This is a genomic window from Ruegeria sp. HKCCD7296, from assembly GCF_013110775.1.
Classification (GTDB): domain Bacteria; phylum Pseudomonadota; class Alphaproteobacteria; order Rhodobacterales; family Rhodobacteraceae; genus Ruegeria.
Genome location: NZ_WVRF01000026.1, coordinates 1 through 14809 on the forward strand (window position 1 = coordinate 1; position 14809 = coordinate 14809).

A 14809-nucleotide genomic window follows, 5' to 3' on the forward strand; every position below is an offset into this window, starting at 1 on the left:
GAAGCGCTGTCAGAAAAAGCGGATATCCTCGCACAAAATCTTCATCTGCCTGACCCCATTAGAGAGGCTATTGGTTTGCCAGGTGATCCGATCCAAGCATAGAGCCCTAGATGGGTCACGAGAGCCTAGGCTGATAGCCGAGCGGCAGACATGTACCTCGTTCTCTCCTTTCGATATTCTACCGCCACCCAACCCAAAGCGCGCGCCTACATTCACCACGGGCGATGTGCTGCGTCATTTCTCAGGGCCGCTTTGAGCCCAAAGCAGTTATTCGCAGCCGGTCGCTTGGATGACGTTCTGGGAGATCCTCGTCCATTACTCCACGACGCGAAAAACCTCCCAATATGTCGAGCCGGAAACTATCATTTCCCCCATCTTTTTTCCCCAGTTGGCGTGCATCTTGATCGAAGCGATTTTGTCAAAAAACGCATCCAGTTCGGCAAGATTTTCGATCTCGAATTCGTCTTGAATGATTGCTTCCTTGGCGCCAACCGAACCGGTAACGATCCGGCTTTTCGACATATCGATATCCGTCTGCGAGCCGATCTGCTCGGCCCATTCCTTGTGAAGCGCCAACGCCTCTGATTTCATTCCGAACTTCGCCTCACAGGTCCAGCGTGCGATCATCATGAGGTGTCCCTTCCTGTAAATAAAAATGTTCTGACCTGCCCCGTCGGCAACAGCCAGGATGACAAGGCAGGCCTTTTCTAACACAGTGTCTTCGATCTAAGGAGCAATGTTCTGGTTTATGCGGAAAAGGTTGTCCGGATCGTACTGACGCTTCAGTTTGAGAAGCCGCTCATAGTTGCCGCCGAAATTCTCCTGCGCGCGCCCGGCATCATCGTCATCCATGAAATTGATGTACCCGCCGGGCTCGGAGTGCGGCGCTATCGCATCTGAGTAGTCCCGCACCCACTTGGTATGCGCCGCATCGTTGGCCGGGTCGTCAGATGCGGCCAGGACAACCATCGAAAAATTGGAGTCCCGGTGCCCGAATGCCGTTGCGTCTGAGTTCACGTCGTGACAGGCGCCGTCGATCGGGTAGAGATGCATGGTGGAACTGACCGTCGGCGCGTTGGGCCCGTGCTGGACGTGGGCGGCAATTGCCTCATCGGTAAGCTCCTTGACGAAATTGCCCTTCCAATACTGCCGTATGCCCTTTGGAAATAGGCCGTCGAAGGCTGCGTTGATAGCCGGATAAGGCACAGGGCCGACATGTTCAGCCTTGACCTCGGCGACTTCGTGGAAGGCCTTAAACTGTTTTTCTCCTTCTGCCGGATCACCCGACCAGCAGGCGACGATAGCGCAAAACATGTCGCCGTGGCGATCTTCAGGGATGAAAGGCAGCGGCGGAGCTATCTGGAAGGCTGGAAAGGCTCCCATCTCGCGCGGCGCCGTCTTTATGTAATCTCGGTAGAACTTGAAGATCGTTTCTGTCTCTTCTATCTCGAAGAACATCGGGCCCCAGTAAACTGTGTCCACCGGCTGAAGCTTGTACTCGAGTGAGGTGCAGACACCAAAGTTGCCGCCGCCGCCACGGAGCGCCCAAAAGAGATCGGCATTTTCGACTTCGCTTGCCATCAGCATCTTGCCGTCCGCTGTCACCACGTCCGCTGAAATCAGGTTGTCGAGAGAGAGACCATGCCCGCGCGACAGATAACCAATCCCGCCACCAAGCGTGAGTCCTGCGATACCCGTCGTTGATATCACGCCGCCTGTGGTGGCAAGGCCGAAGGCATGTGTGGCAGAGTTGAAATCGCCCCAAGTCGCACCTCCTTCGGCGCGAACAGTCTGTGCGCCGGGATCGACACGAACGCTACGCATGTGCGATAGGTCGATAACGACTCCTCCATTATTCGTGCCAAATCCTGGCCCGCTATGCCCGCCGCCACGAACCGAAAGGTCGTGGCCGTTATCGCGCGCGAAGTTGACGGTCGTCATCACGTCCCCTGCATTGGCGGTCCGCACAATAACGGCGGGACGTTTGTCGATCATCCCGTTGTGGACATTGCGCGCCTCTTCGTAGCTGGCGTCGTCCTCAGTTATGACATCCCCGCGCAATAAGTCGCGGAGTTCACTTGGTGTCTTGGCTGTCATATTCTTCCCCCGTCGTTTAAAGTTTTCCCGCCTAATAGACGGGTATCCAATGAGCCGATCAGTGGACTTGGGTGCGCAATAGAAAGGCCGATCGCAAAGAAAGCACTGGCCGGCTTATGAACTGCGATCACTTAACAGGCTAACATGACTCGAAAAATTAACCTAATCTGGCGTGCACACGGCACAGATCACAGTTCACTCAATGCGCGACGGAAACGGGCTCGGTGCCCTCGTTCGCTGCATCTGGCGTGAACGACTGCTATGCGGACAAAGCTGCCTTTCGTGTCGATGTTGTCAATCACAGTAAACAGACCCAATCCGGAAGTTGACCGCCACCCGGGGTGCTGGAACGAAGCGAGAAAGGGCATCAAAATGCGCTTGAATTGCGACTTTTTACTCCCTCGGCGTTGGACGTTTGCTAGCAACCAACTGACAATTCTCTCTTACGCTGCGCGTCTCTGATCAAAGCTGCAAGTCGATAGAAGCCATGAACCATCTTGGTGTATGGCATGAGCAGGAAGAACGTCAGAACCGATCCAAGGTGGATGGCAAGCAGCGCGGGCATCAGATCAGTTGAACCGAGGACGTAAAGGACCAGCCCGCTCAGCCCGACAAATCCGAGCAACAGGACAAACCCGATTTCGCCGCCCCATGCGGACGGGTCACCAAGCTCGCGATCAGACTTTTGCTTGAGAAAAACCATAGCTCCGCAACCCACTGTCAGCAGAATACCGCCTGAAACCCCAAAGAGTTTTGGCAGGGACCAGAACCCGTAGGGCGCGTGTAACGCGAACCCATAGTGCATAATCGTCGCCACCGAGGTCGAGGCAAAGCACAGCAGGAAGCCGTACATGATGGCGTGGTGAATGTGGCGTCGGCCCTGACTGAACCGGTCTTCGTCCTCGAAGTTGCAACCCTCGCCGTGGCCTGCGGCCAAGTCCTGCATCTTGCCAGCGCGTTTGAACGCAGCAGTCAGATCAGACAATTGGATGGGTTTGCCACCTACCTCCGCCCAATAGCGCCTCAGGCTGATAGCCAAGCTAAAGAGTGGCAACAAGAATGCCGGCGCGAAAATTGCGACCATCGCATTATGGGACAGGACGGCATAGAACCCTTCACCTCCGCTGGAACCAACAGCGCGAATTGCCCAGAACATCACGGCAAAACCGATGACGAGGGCCAGCGCGATCGCGCCACCGTGAGTATGGAACCGCCGCGCCAGAGGTTGGGGCCAGGCGAAGCTCTCCCAAGTGTCCCGCCGCACTTCGGCCAGAGCTTTCGGCAGGTTCAGATCGAACTCGTGCGGTGCCGTGTACTGACACGCATAGTAGCAACCTCGACAGTTGTGGCACAAATTAGCCAGTTGCGTGATGTCTCCATCCGAGAACGCGCGTTCCGCGTGCAGCGACGGGAAGACTGAGCAGTAGCCCTCGCAGTACCGGCAGGCGTTGCATATCTCAGCCTGTCGGCGAGCTTCTTGAAAAAGATCAGTTTGCATAGGCTGCAGCCTCACGTCCTGCGATGCGTCCAAAAACGGTCCCGATGGTCATGCCGAAACCGGCCAGATACCCCTGCCCAAGGATCGAACCCGCCATCGTCTCGCCCGCGGCCCACAGGTTTTTGATCTTGCCGTCTGGTGTCGAACACTGGGCCGTATCGTCGACCTTTAGCCCCAGATAGGTGAAGGTCACGCCAGTACGCAGCGAGTAGCCATAGAAGGGCGGATCGGTGATCGGACGAGCCCAGTTGGTTTTGGGTGGCGTCAGACCCGAGGTTGTGACCCCGTCCAACTCGGTTGGATGAAATCCGCTGGTGTCGCCGCAAGCTTCGTTGAATTCACTAACGGTTGCCTTCAACTTGTCGGCGGGTAGGTCCATCATGCCAGCCAGTTCCTCCAAGGTGTCCGCCTTTAGCGGAGGGAACACCGAGGGCATGAACAGGTTCAGCGACTTCGCATCGATGATCACATGGCCCACCTGATCCGGCTGCGCGGCGACCAGACGCCCCCAAATCGCATAGCGTTTGGGCCAGACGTCTTCGCCCTCGTCATAAAACCGCTCGGCATTTTTGTTCACGACGATCGAAAACGGCACGCAATCCAAACGAGTGACGATACCGCCGTCAAACTTCGGCGCGCGCCCGTCGATGGCAACGGCGTGACACTGGGTCGGGTCCCCAACACTTTCGACGCTTTGATCCAGCAGATCAGCCAGCACCACGCCCCGGTTATAGGGCGTTCCCCGGATCAGGAAGTTCTTCGCAGGCGCGCCCCATGCGCGAGTGAGCCAATCGGTATCTGCCTGAAACCCGCCCGCAGCAACGATGACGGCCTTGGGCGTGATGCGATGAGACTGGCCTTCATAGGTATAGTCTACCCACTCAATCTGATCGCCGTTCAGTTCAAGATGCGTCACGGCAGCTTCGTATAGCACGTCAACGCCCAAAGCTGCCGCGGTGCGGTAGTAGGCGTTCACCAGAGACTTCCCGCCCCCCATGAAGAAGGCGTTGGTCCGCGCCAGTGACAGTGTCCCGGACAGGGATGGTTGAAACCTCACGCCGTGTTCTTCCATCCACGTAAGGCATTCCTCGGAGGTTCGGATCGCGAGGCGAGCAAGACGTTCGTCGGTTTTGCCGCCAGTGACCTTGAGCAGATCTTCAAGATACTCATCTTCGCTGTATTTTTCGATCAGCGGACCCAGAGGTGCACCATGCATACAACGAAAATTGCGCGTATGACGGGAGTTTCCACCACGATAGGGTTTTGGCGCTGTCTCGAGAATCAGAACACGGGCGCCTGCCTCGGCAGCAGTCATTGCAGCGCATAGAGCAGCATTCCCGCCGCCGATCACAGCGATGTCATAAGCTTCCTTTTGGGTGGTCATATCCTGTCTACCTAATGGTTTTCGTCGGTTGTCCGGTCGCGTTCTTGCAACGCTCGAATACGCATCCGTTGTGCGGCCTGAATATGCGCGCGCATTTCTTTTTCAGCCGCAGCGCCATCGCGGGCCTTTAAGGCAGCCATGACGCGCTTATGCTCGGCCACTGCTGTCTCGGCCCGGTCACCCTCCAGCAATTGTGATGGCCCAAGGATCAACAGCGCTTTTTGCAAAGACAACATAGACTTGGAAAGAAACCGATTCTTTGCTGCGTCCAAAAGTGTGGCGTGAAAAATCCGGTTGATCCGAGCCGCTTCCGAGCCTGTGCCAGCCTCGGCCAAGCGATCATTCAAAACGCACAGCTCGTCCAATTCGACATCCGACGCTGCACGTGCCGCTAGTCGTGCCGCGGTTCCCTCGAGCACCGCGCGCATCTCATAAAGCTCCATTACTTCGGCATAATCGAGGCTGCGTACGGTTGCGCCCTGCCGTGGCACATGAGTTACCAGCCCGTCGGACTCCAACTGCCGGATAGCTTCGCGCACAGGGGTGCGACTGACGCCTAATCGTTCTGACAACTCAATCTCGCGTAGGCGTTCGCCAGGCTGAAGTGTGCCATCCCGAATCTCATCCAGCAGGTGTTGATACGCTGAATTGCCTTGTGGGCCAGTCTGATAGGGGTCGTCTTGAATGGTCATCGAGCGCTCACTTGTATTCTTGCGTCCACTTGTATACATTTGGATACGATATGAGTCAATATTATCGAAAGCCGTGCCTTGTCCACCCAAAACAAAACACCCTCTTTCCTGACAAAGCGGGCCGTAACACTGGTCCTTGCGCTGCTGGGCACCGGAGTATTTTGGGCGTTGAACCTGCCACTGCCCTTTCTATTCGGCCCAATGAGTGCGTGTCTGATCGCCGCCCTAGCGCATGCCCCTATGAAAGGTTTTGGTCAGATATCGGTTGCAGCGCGCACCATACTCGGCGTTGCAGTTGGGGCTTCGATTACCCCTGCACTTTTTGTCGGATTGCCGAAGATGGCCGCGTCTATAGCACTGGTCCCGTTCTTCATCCTGCTGATCGCGCTGGTAGGCGTACCATTCTTTCGTAAGATTTGGGGTTTTGACTCCACGACCGCGTTTTATGCTGCCATGCCAGGCGGATTGCAGGACATGATCATCTTTGGCGCCGAAGCAGGCGCCAACCCGCGTACGCTATCCCTGATCCACGGTACGCGCGTGCTGATCATCGTGGCACTGGCCCCACTGTTTCTGACAGTGTTCTACGATGCCCAGCTCACCAACCCAATCGGAGAGCCTGCGCGCGACCTGCCAATACATGAGTTGGCGCTGATGGTACTGGCCGCCCTTGTAGGCTGGAAAGGCGGTGAGAGGATCGGCCTGTTCGGAGCATCTATCCTCGGTCCAATGATCCTGACAGCGGCTCTGTCACTGGGTGATTTTATTCATACTCGACCGCCTCGCGAGGCCATACTTGCAGCGCAATTCTTTATTGGTTGCGGGATCGGCGTGAAATTCGTGGGCGTCACTTGGGTCGAACTCCGCCGGGTGGTTGCAGCGGGCTTCGCCTATGTCATCGTCCTTGCGATCCTCGCAGCCGCTTTCACCGCCGTTGTCACTACGTTGGGCTTCGGTCAGCCGGTTGAGGCTTTCTTGGCCTTTGCCCCCGGCGGACAGGCAGAGATGACGGTCTTGGCCATCGTTTCTGGCGCGGATCTGGGCTTTGTGATCACGCACCACCTGACAAGGATCGTGCTGGTAATCATCGGCGCGCCCATAGCAGCCAACCTTATTCTGCGCTGGTCCAAACCTCGGAGTTGATCATGTGAATAGGGGCACCTTCAGCAAAGGCATTCACCTGATCGAAAATGTCTGCAAATTGCAGGTCGAATTCGTCCTCAGTCACAAAACCTATATGTGGTGTCGCAATCAGGTTTGGGTGCGATAGCAAGGGGTCATTCGGGTCGGTGAGCGGCTCGGTATCGAAGACATCAATTGCGGCCTTCCCAGGGCGACCAGCGTTCAGCGCGTCCAACAAAGCACCCGGAGCGATCAGCCCGGCCCGGGAGGTGTTCACAAACATCGCGCCCGGTTGCATCTGCGAAAAATCTGACGCTGTGATGATACCGTTCGTGTTGGGCTTCAGGCGAACATGGACCGAGACAACATCACTGTTGGCAAAGAACGCTTCGCGGCTTGTAGCAATCTGCACGCCGTCGGCCTGCGCGCGTGCCCGACCTTCATCCGAAGACCACCAAACCACATTCATCTTGAATGCCTCGGCATAGCCAGCAACAGCGCGGGCGATACGCCCATATCCATACAGTCCCAACTGTCGCCCTCTCAGAGTCTTGCCAACTCCGGCCTGCCAACGCCCCGTTTTGACCGAAGCCATCTGCGCAGGCAAATCGCGCATCCCGACCATGATCAGTGCCCATGTCAGTTCGGCTGCGGCATATGAAGGCGTCCCACCATGCATGTTCGAACACAGCAGCACGCCATTATCCGAGCATGCCTGCAAATCGACATGCGGATACACGCTGCGCTGACTGATCAATTTCAGGTTTGGAAGTTTTTCAATCAAATCCCGGGTGATCTTGGTGCGCTCGCGAAACAAAACCAGCGCCTCAGCCTCCTGCAAGCGTGCGGCCAATTCGCCGGTATCCTCGACATGATCTGTCCAGACCTTCACGTGATGGTCGGACAGTTTTCCGAAGCAGGGAAGGTCCTGCAGTGTATCGAACCAATCATCCAGAATGTGAACTTTCATCGACTTTCTATACCCTGACTTTTGTTCAGTTTTCTTGGCGTCGGCACAAAATCAAGTTTATCGAGTGCTTCAAGCGCATTGCGAACCCGTTCGCGTTGATCCAACAGATGGTTGAATTGCTCATCGCAACCGGCAATCGGTGTTGGGTATTCCGCGATATCCTTCCGCAGAGCCGACTGCGCCAGCCTGAGTTCCTGACGCGCGATATCAAGGCATTCGGAATAGTCGTCCATCGTGGTATCCTCATTAGGTATACCATAGTATACTTAATGAGGATTGCTACTTCAACTGCCGTTCCACTCAGATTCCGGTACATAAACATGTCCATCTGCCAATTTACGCGCAGTCCTCACCAGACCGGCAGAAATAACGTTGAACTCCCCGACGTTCGAGAAGTCCACCAGAACGTCGATCTTGCCTGAAGCGTGCTCCAACACAACTTCAGCCGGGCTTGAATTCGGGCGATCAAGCAAACCGTCGGCGACGGTACCGGGCGTCAAAGCGCAAGACGCCATGCATTGCGCACCTGTAACGGCCAGTGTCGGGTGAGTTTTCCATGGCATGAAATACCGAACCGCAAGAGTTCCACCCTCTCTGGCGGGTGCGATCAACCCGAATTTCGGAGTTACCGATTTCGAGACGTCCCCCATACCCATCAGTTCTCCGGCTTCGATCCGCACGGCCTCCATCCGATCAAAAAAAGCACGGTTGGCATCCAGCTCTTCGACGCTTTCATATCCTGTCAGTCCGAAATCCTCAGCTCGGGCTATCGCCATCGGCACAGCGACATCCATGCAAGTCAGCTCGACCCCCTGCACTGTATCGCGCAAATTTCCAGTGGGTAGAAATGCACCAGTTGCCGAACCCACAACGCCCATGAAACTCAGCTGCACCGGTGCAGAATGGCCGGGGACTCCGGCGATTTCCACATCGCCGTCGTACACCAACTCACCGCCCGGGGTCTGCACTTTGGTAACGACACGGGCGCCTGTATTGACAGCGCGAATACGGATTTCGGTTTCATCGCCGTTGGGCTGGAACAATCCCATTTCGATCGCAGCTGGACCAACTCCTGAGAGGATGTTCCCGCAGGTGGGTTTGAAATCGACCCGCTTTTCATCAACAGAAACCTGCGCGAAGAAATAGTCGATATCGGCCCATTCGTCCTCGCTGACTGAAAGCATCGCCACTTTGGTCGTCACTGCGTTACCACCACCGATCCCGTCGATGTTGAGCGCTTGTCCAGCCCCGATGGCAGCGACCAGAACATCGGCCAAAGTGTCCAAATCTTCGGGCAGATCAGAGCGTCGAAAATAAGGTCCTCGGGAAGTGCCGCCGCGCATGAAAACATATGGGATTGCTGTCTGGGTCATCGCGAACCCTCCTTTACAAACCGTTGATATTTCGAATTTCAGCGCTGCCCAGCCCGCCAGATTGGCCGGCCGGGCAACCGTGGAGCGCTTAATTGAGCGGCCATGGCAGGTTCACCATGTCTTGCAGCAGACCCGGCGGGAAATCCCTGTTCAAAGCGCCGGCCATGAAGCACATGAAACCGATGCCACAAGCCGTCAGGAGCAGCGTCATCTGCCAGCTGGACCCGGCGCGAATGCGGAAAAATGCGATCAGGAACCCGATCAGGGCTAGGATAAAACCCACTACCCAAGTGGCCGCGATCAAACCTGCAAACCAGGCGAGCGTTGACCAAAGTCCATGTGGCGCGCTCGCATCTTCGCCGGCGAGTTCCTTGTCAGCAAAGATCGCATCCCCCTCGGGTCGCCGCATCATCTGGATCAACAGAATGACGCAGCAGAACAGCGACACGCTGCCGATCACAAGCGGGATGATCTTGTCGGTCATGTTGTAGTCAGGGATCATGTTGGCATTGACCAACGCCACGATCAGATAGGCCATGATCACTAGCAAAAAGATCAGCGGCGCGCGCTTGCTTCCGGATTTGACCTCACCTTCGGCCATGATCATCTTGGCCTGCCGAATGCCCAGAATGACCGAAACCACAGTGACCACGATCAGGACGATCACGATCGGGCTAAAGACATATTCCATGCCTTCTGCAAAGCTTTTGCGGAAGCGGAACGAAGCGATCTGGAACGCCTGGTTGGTGAATTTCTCAACCGGGTTCGACAGAACGAAGCCGATCAGAAAGGCCGGGCGCGACCAGTCAAAGCGGCGCAGGAAGATACCGATCAAGCCGATGACAAACAGGGCCAGAAGGTCTTCGAAGTTTTGTCCGGACTGGAACGCTGCGAAGCTGATCAGCATGAATAGGAATGGCGCCAGATAAGTGAAGCGGATCGTCGTGAGCTTGGCGATACCGCCGGAGGCCGCGATGCATAGGATGGTGCCGACCACGTTGGCCAATGCCAGCAGCCAGACGATCGAATACGTAATATCGAGGTTGTCCTTGAGCATGCTTGGGCCGACCTCGATATCGCCGGACCCCAACAGGGCGACCGCACCGATGAAGATTGCCATAGAGCCGGAACCGGGAATGCCGAACAGCAGGGTTGGAACCAGCCCTCCACCTTCTTTGGCGTTGTTCGAACTTTCCGGTCCAATGACACCCCGCACTTCACCCTTGCCGAAGTTGCTTTTATCTTTAGTCGATTGAACCGAATGGCCATAAGCGATCCAGTCAACAACCGAGCCACCAAGGCCGGGAATGACACCGACAACCACGCCAATGATTGAACAGCGGACTGACAACCAGATGTTTGCAGCCCAGTCTTTGACGCCATCAAGCCAGCCCGCGCCCAGTGAGGCACCCTTAGCAATGGATCGGTCTTGACGCAGCAGCGAGACGATTTCCGGCACCGCAAAAATACCCAAGCCAACGATGACCAACTTCAAACCATCGGTCAGGTAGGGAATGTCATAAGTCGCCATACGCAGCGACCCGCCTGCGTCCGCCTCGCCAATCGTACCGACCATCAAACCCAGCCCTGCGGCCGCGACACCCTTCAGTGGGATACGTCCGGCTAAGATAGCGACCATCGACAAGCCAAGAATGGTGATCATCAGCATCTCGGGCAGACCAAATGCCAGAACGATGGGCCGCGCGACCAGGATGAACATGGTCAAAAAAGTTGCACCGACCAAACCGCCGAAAAGCGATGAAGCAAAGGCCGCTGACAATGCCCGCGCGGCTTCGCCTTTCTTCGCCATCGGGAAACCATCCAACACCGTAGCCTGCGAGGCAGAGCTACCTGGGATGCCCATAAGAACTGACGCGAAGGTGTCAGAGGTCGGCACAACGGCGACCATCCCGATCATCAACGCCAATCCAAGGATCGGGTCCATACCGAACATGAAAGGCAGCAATAGGGACAGACCAGCAATACCGCCAAGCCCAGGGAAAACACCTACGGCCAGTCCCATAACGACACCGAGAACAAGATATCCCAGAACGATAGGTTGCAGGATCAGACCCCACGCGTCACTAAGCGCAGGAACAGCTGTGGCGAAAACCTCCATAGCGGCCGCCTTTCATAAATTGTCTTGTGTTTGGAAAAGCGCGCGCCCGACATTGGGGCACGCGCGGTGGTGTTTGGGCTTAGTTCAGCTCGACACCATAGGCTTCTTTGAGCCAGTTCAGAACGTAGGCTTTGGCGTTGTCGTCGACGTTTGTCGCGGTTTGCAATGCCGCTTTAGAGCCGTCACCTACGAACACTGGGTATTTGCCCACGCGCTTTGAGGAGATGTCGGCAAAGTCGCCGCGCTCCGTCACAGCCTGGAACGCTGCTGTGTATGCGTCGACCACTTCCTGAGGTGTATCACCCGGCAGGAACGCCAGCTTCTGAACCGGGAACCCGGCTACAAAGAACGCTTTCCACGCATCCCATGCCTCACCGCTGGTTTCACAACCATCGGTGGCTTCACATACTTCCTTAAATGTCGGGATATCTGGGAAGGTCGGGTCACGGACGATATTACCATCCGCATCCAGCGCCCCCCAGGTCATCATCGGCACGGCCTGACCGGATTCAACCAGCGGGGCCGATCCACCCAGATAGCCGGACGAGGTCTGATAATCGATGTTGGCTTCACCTCGCTCGAACATCAGACGACCATCGCCACGGCCTTTGATGCCAAAAACAGGCTCAACACTCATGCCCAGCATTTGCCATGCCAGCAGCGGCACAAGGTCAAGGCGTGTCGCGCCCTGCGATCCGTAAATGAAGTTTGTGTCTTTCAGTGCGTTCGCGGAACCATCAAACTTTGCTCCGTCTTCGGCATTCAGATAGGCAACACCACCGGTTCCCGACGCCATAACCGGGATCCAGTCGTTGTATTCATAGCGCACGCGAGGATCGCTCAGCAGATATGGGAATTGAGTTGAACCGGAGGTGCCAAACAGCAGCGTGCCGTCATCATGGCTCTGCTCCTGGAACCAGTTTGCGCCTTTGGTTGAACCAGCGCCCGGCATAAATTTCACAACAACAGTGGGTTGGCCCGGCAGGGCTTCGGACAGAAGTGGCGCAAAGAAGTTGGCCCATTTGGCGGAGCCACCCGTTTCCGAGAACGGGATGACCCATTCAATGGTCTTGCCCGAGAAATCGACCTCGGCAGCGGCAGGTGCGGCGATACCGGCCGCGGCGATCAGCCCCACGACGGCGCGACGGGTGAAGTTGGAAATGGTCATTGGTTCCTCCCTGTTGACCAGACAACCACGCTAGCGCCCTCTGCGCCACCGTGATCGCAAATAGAACTGTGGGGTTGATTCCCCCTCCCATCTGGCAATCATGGAGCGCCAACCTTGCGCGAAACTTGCAGGAGCCCGAATGCGGATCGTCATAATCGAGGATAACGAGACCCTCGCCAACGCTATTGCGTATCGTCTGCGTGACCGCGGTCATGCGGCAGAAGTGCTTGCGGACGGCGACGAGGCTGACTTGTATCTTGCGCAAGAAGGCGCAGACTTGGTTGTTCTGGATATAAATTTGCCCGGACAATCTGGGCTGGAGATCCTGAAATCTCTTCGCAATCGTGGCGATGGCGTACCGGTGATCTTGCTTACAGCACGTGCCGAAACAAGCGACCGGGTTTCAGGTTTGGATATGGGTGCAGATGATTATCTGGTTAAGCCGTTCGAAATGGACGAGCTGGAAGCACGCATCCGGGCGCTTTCTCGACGCAAAGATCTCGACTACGGAGCTAAGGAGAGCATCGGAGGCCTAGAGTTCGACCGCGCCGCACGTCAGGTCAGTGTCCGAGGCGAAGTTATGGATATACCGCGGCGGGAAATCGCGGTGCTTGAATGCCTGTTGGAGCGCAGGGGCAGAATTGTTCCCAAAAGCCAGCTTACAGATTACGTCTATGGCGTGGGTGCCGATGTCGAGGCCTCGGCAGTTGAGCCTCATGTATCTCGGCTGAGAAAACGTCTTCAAGATCTCGGTATTGGAATTAAAACAGCCCGTGGTCTCGGGTATCTGCTTGAGGTGCAGAAGTGATCAATCACGGCTCGCTCAGGTTAAGACTGTTCATTCTTATCCTAACCCCCTTGATACTAATTGCCGCTCTGCTTGGTCTTTGGCGCTTTATGATTGCGCAGAAAACGGCTCAGGAATTGTTCGACGACAGCCTGTTATCTGCTGGTCTCGCAATATCGCGAGATGTTGCGATTTCAGGCGGTGACGCACTGTCACCAACGACACGCAGCATGATCCGTGACGCGTCAGGCGGAGAGATTTTTTACCACGTGACGGGACCCGGCGGCATCTATGTGACAGGCTATGCCTACCCTCCGGCAGCCACCAACCCGACTGCTGAAGAGGTGTACAAGCCGCAGTTTTTCGAAGCACTTTACCGCCAAGAACCGGTCCGCGTTCTTAAGATGACGGAACGAGTGACCATAGAAAATCTAATCGGAGATGCGACAGTTACAGTCTGGCATCGTATGGCGGATCGCAATGCGTTTGCGAATGAACTGTCAATCCGCGCTGGAATTCTCATGGGAATTCTGCTGGCCACGCTCGCCATTGTAGTTTGGTTCGGCGTCGCTCGTGGCCTGAGGCCTTTGCTGGATTTGCAGGACGCAATTGACCTGCGTTCACCAGATGACCTCAGTGAGATTAAGCGCCCTGTCCCGATCGAAGTTCAGGGTGTTGTTAGAACCCTGAACCGGCTTTTTGGTCAGGTGGAAAAAAGTATCAACGCCCATCAAGTGTTTATATCCGAAGCTGCACATCAGCTGCGGAACCCAGCGGCCGCGGTGCAATCGATGGCCGAAGCGCTGCAGGACGCGAAAACGGATGGCGACCGAGAAAAACGCATCTCCGAGCTTGTTGCGGCTGCAAAAAACTCAGCGACAGTGGCGGAACAGCTGTTATCACTTGAAAGGCTCAGGCAGCCGACGCACCAAGACCAAATGGATAAAATTGACTTCCGCTCGGTCGTTGAGGAGGCCTGCGCGGAGATGGGAGTTCACATCCTAGCAAAGGGTATCGAGTTCGACGTCACGATACCTGAGACGGCGGTCCCGGTAACCGGTGACCGGGTCTTTCTGATTGAGGCTCTAAAGAACCTGTTGGACAACGCAATCAAACACGGTGGCACAATGTTGAGCCAAATTTCAGTGGTGCTGCGGTGTGACGGCAAATACGTCAATCTAACCGTGGCCGATGACGGTGCTGGCCTGTCGCCAGACCAAAGCGAAGCGGCATTTAATCGGTTTTCTCAGTTGGAATATTCGGAGGGCAGCGGATTGGGGTTGTCAATCGTATCCGCAGTGGCGGAGCGCCACGGAGGAATGATCGAAATCAACCAAGTCGAAAGAGGAGCGAGCATTACGCTTGAGATTCCCATGGTCCTGTAAGCTGTTTCTAATTTCACTCGGAACCCAAAACCAGTCAAAGTCAACGCGAGTTTCTTCGATTGCTGCTAAATTCAGGTATTCGCCCTGAGCGAAGAACGCAGCTCTCAAAATCTATATCTATGTCGTCTTTGGGCTCGCTGCAGACGTTCGGCAGAATTCATTCAACCTTTGCTGCGCGCACAAAGCGGACATTCCCATCTAGTAGACTCGGATG

13 protein-coding genes are annotated in these 14809 nt (G+C 55.9%); 3 read left to right on the plus strand and 10 right to left on the minus strand.

What is annotated here, in order from left to right; all coding sequences use genetic code 11:
• Positions 1 to 315: 315 nt before the first annotated feature.
• The 5 genes from GS632_RS21260 to GS632_RS21280 form a co-directional block, all read right to left on the minus strand.
• Positions 316 to 630, minus strand: coding sequence for a hypothetical protein (locus tag GS632_RS21260; RefSeq protein ID WP_171621234.1), 315 nt, complete (start codon positions 628 to 630; stop codon positions 316 to 318).
• Between the two features lie 96 nt (positions 631 to 726).
• Positions 727 to 2097, minus strand: coding sequence for an FAD-binding oxidoreductase (locus tag GS632_RS21265; RefSeq protein ID WP_171722442.1), 1371 nt, complete (start codon positions 2095 to 2097; stop codon positions 727 to 729).
• 418 nt (positions 2098 to 2515) lie between these two features.
• Positions 2516 to 3595, minus strand: coding sequence for a tricarballylate utilization 4Fe-4S protein TcuB (gene tcuB, locus GS632_RS21270; protein ID WP_171180446.1), 1080 nt, complete (start codon positions 3593 to 3595; stop codon positions 2516 to 2518).
• On the minus strand, positions 3585 to 4979 hold the full coding sequence (gene tcuA, locus GS632_RS21275; RefSeq protein ID WP_171722443.1) for an FAD-dependent tricarballylate dehydrogenase TcuA: 1395 nt from the start codon (positions 4977 to 4979) through the stop codon (positions 3585 to 3587). The genes tcuB and tcuA overlap by 11 nt, the downstream gene beginning before the upstream one ends.
• A gap of 11 nt (positions 4980 to 4990) precedes the next feature.
• A complete protein-coding gene (locus GS632_RS21280; protein ID WP_171180450.1) occupies positions 4991 to 5671 on the minus strand; it encodes a GntR family transcriptional regulator in 681 nt (226 codons plus the stop codon).
• A 78-nt stretch (positions 5672 to 5749) separates the two neighbouring features.
• Here GS632_RS21280 and GS632_RS21285 point away from each other — a divergent pair, with 78 nt between their 5' ends.
• Positions 5750 to 6814: an AbrB family transcriptional regulator gene (locus tag GS632_RS21285; protein ID WP_216601888.1), complete on the plus strand. Its 1065-nt coding sequence runs from the start codon at positions 5750 to 5752 to the stop codon at positions 6812 to 6814.
• On the opposite strand, the gene GS632_RS21290 is transcribed toward GS632_RS21285, so the two are convergent.
• The 5 genes from GS632_RS21290 to GS632_RS21310 form a co-directional block, all read right to left on the minus strand.
• Positions 6783 to 7763, minus strand: a complete 981-nt coding sequence (locus GS632_RS21290) for a D-2-hydroxyacid dehydrogenase family protein (RefSeq protein WP_171180452.1) — start codon at positions 7761 to 7763, stop codon at positions 6783 to 6785. The two genes, GS632_RS21285 and GS632_RS21290, sit on opposite strands and share 32 nt — an antisense overlap.
• The gene (locus GS632_RS21295; RefSeq protein ID WP_171180454.1) at positions 7760 to 7996 is read right to left on the minus strand and encodes a hypothetical protein; all 237 of its coding nucleotides are present in this window, start codon (positions 7994 to 7996) and stop codon (positions 7760 to 7762) included. The genes GS632_RS21290 and GS632_RS21295 overlap by 4 nt, the downstream gene beginning before the upstream one ends.
• 51 nt (positions 7997 to 8047) lie before the next feature.
• Positions 8048 to 9136 (minus strand): 4-oxalomesaconate tautomerase, encoded by a 1089-nt coding sequence (locus GS632_RS21300; RefSeq protein WP_171180456.1) that lies wholly within the window; start codon positions 9134 to 9136, stop codon positions 8048 to 8050.
• 88 nt (positions 9137 to 9224) lie between these two features.
• Positions 9225 to 11255, minus strand: a complete 2031-nt coding sequence (locus GS632_RS21305; protein ID WP_171180458.1) for a tripartite tricarboxylate transporter permease — start codon at positions 11253 to 11255, stop codon at positions 9225 to 9227.
• A 79-nt stretch (positions 11256 to 11334) separates the two neighbouring features.
• Complete coding sequence (locus GS632_RS21310) at positions 11335 to 12423, minus strand: tricarboxylate transporter (RefSeq protein WP_171238759.1); 1089 nt, start codon at positions 12421 to 12423, stop codon at positions 11335 to 11337.
• A 139-nt stretch (positions 12424 to 12562) separates the two neighbouring features.
• Between GS632_RS21310 and GS632_RS21315 the strand changes: the two genes are divergently transcribed.
• Positions 12563 to 13231, plus strand: a complete 669-nt coding sequence (locus tag GS632_RS21315) for a response regulator transcription factor (protein ID WP_171180462.1) — start codon at positions 12563 to 12565, stop codon at positions 13229 to 13231.
• Positions 13228 to 14595 (plus strand): sensor histidine kinase, encoded by a 1368-nt coding sequence (locus GS632_RS21320; RefSeq protein WP_348540124.1) that lies wholly within the window; start codon positions 13228 to 13230, stop codon positions 14593 to 14595. The genes GS632_RS21315 and GS632_RS21320 overlap by 4 nt, the downstream gene beginning before the upstream one ends.
• The last annotated feature ends 214 nt before the right edge of the window (positions 14596 to 14809 follow it).

Excerpts from the sequence above, each read along its gene's own strand:
- GS632_RS21260 (WP_171621234.1), bottom strand. The coding sequence starts at position 630 with ATGATGATCGCACGCTGGACCTGTGAGGCGAAGTTCGGAATGAAATCA.
- GS632_RS21265 (WP_171722442.1), bottom strand. The coding sequence starts at position 2,097 with ATGACAGCCAAGACACCAAGTGAACTCCGCGACTTATTGCGCGGGGAT.
- tcuB (WP_171180446.1), bottom strand. The coding sequence starts at position 3,595 with ATGCAAACTGATCTTTTTCAAGAAGCTCGCCGACAGGCTGAGATATGC.
- tcuA (WP_171722443.1), bottom strand. The coding sequence starts at position 4,979 with ATGACCACCCAAAAGGAAGCTTATGACATCGCTGTGATCGGCGGCGGG.
- GS632_RS21280 (WP_171180450.1), bottom strand. The coding sequence starts at position 5,671 with ATGACCATTCAAGACGACCCCTATCAGACTGGCCCACAAGGCAATTCA.
- GS632_RS21290 (WP_171180452.1), bottom strand. The coding sequence starts at position 7,763 with ATGAAAGTTCACATTCTGGATGATTGGTTCGATACACTGCAGGACCTT.
- GS632_RS21295 (WP_171180454.1), bottom strand. The coding sequence starts at position 7,996 with ATGGACGACTATTCCGAATGCCTTGATATCGCGCGTCAGGAACTCAGG.
- GS632_RS21300 (WP_171180456.1), bottom strand. The coding sequence starts at position 9,136 with ATGACCCAGACAGCAATCCCATATGTTTTCATGCGCGGCGGCACTTCC.
- GS632_RS21305 (WP_171180458.1), bottom strand. The coding sequence starts at position 11,255 with ATGGAGGTTTTCGCCACAGCTGTTCCTGCGCTTAGTGACGCGTGGGGT.
- GS632_RS21310 (WP_171238759.1), bottom strand. The coding sequence starts at position 12,423 with ATGACCATTTCCAACTTCACCCGTCGCGCCGTCGTGGGGCTGATCGCC.
- GS632_RS21315 (WP_171180462.1), top strand. The coding sequence starts at position 12,563 with ATGCGGATCGTCATAATCGAGGATAACGAGACCCTCGCCAACGCTATT.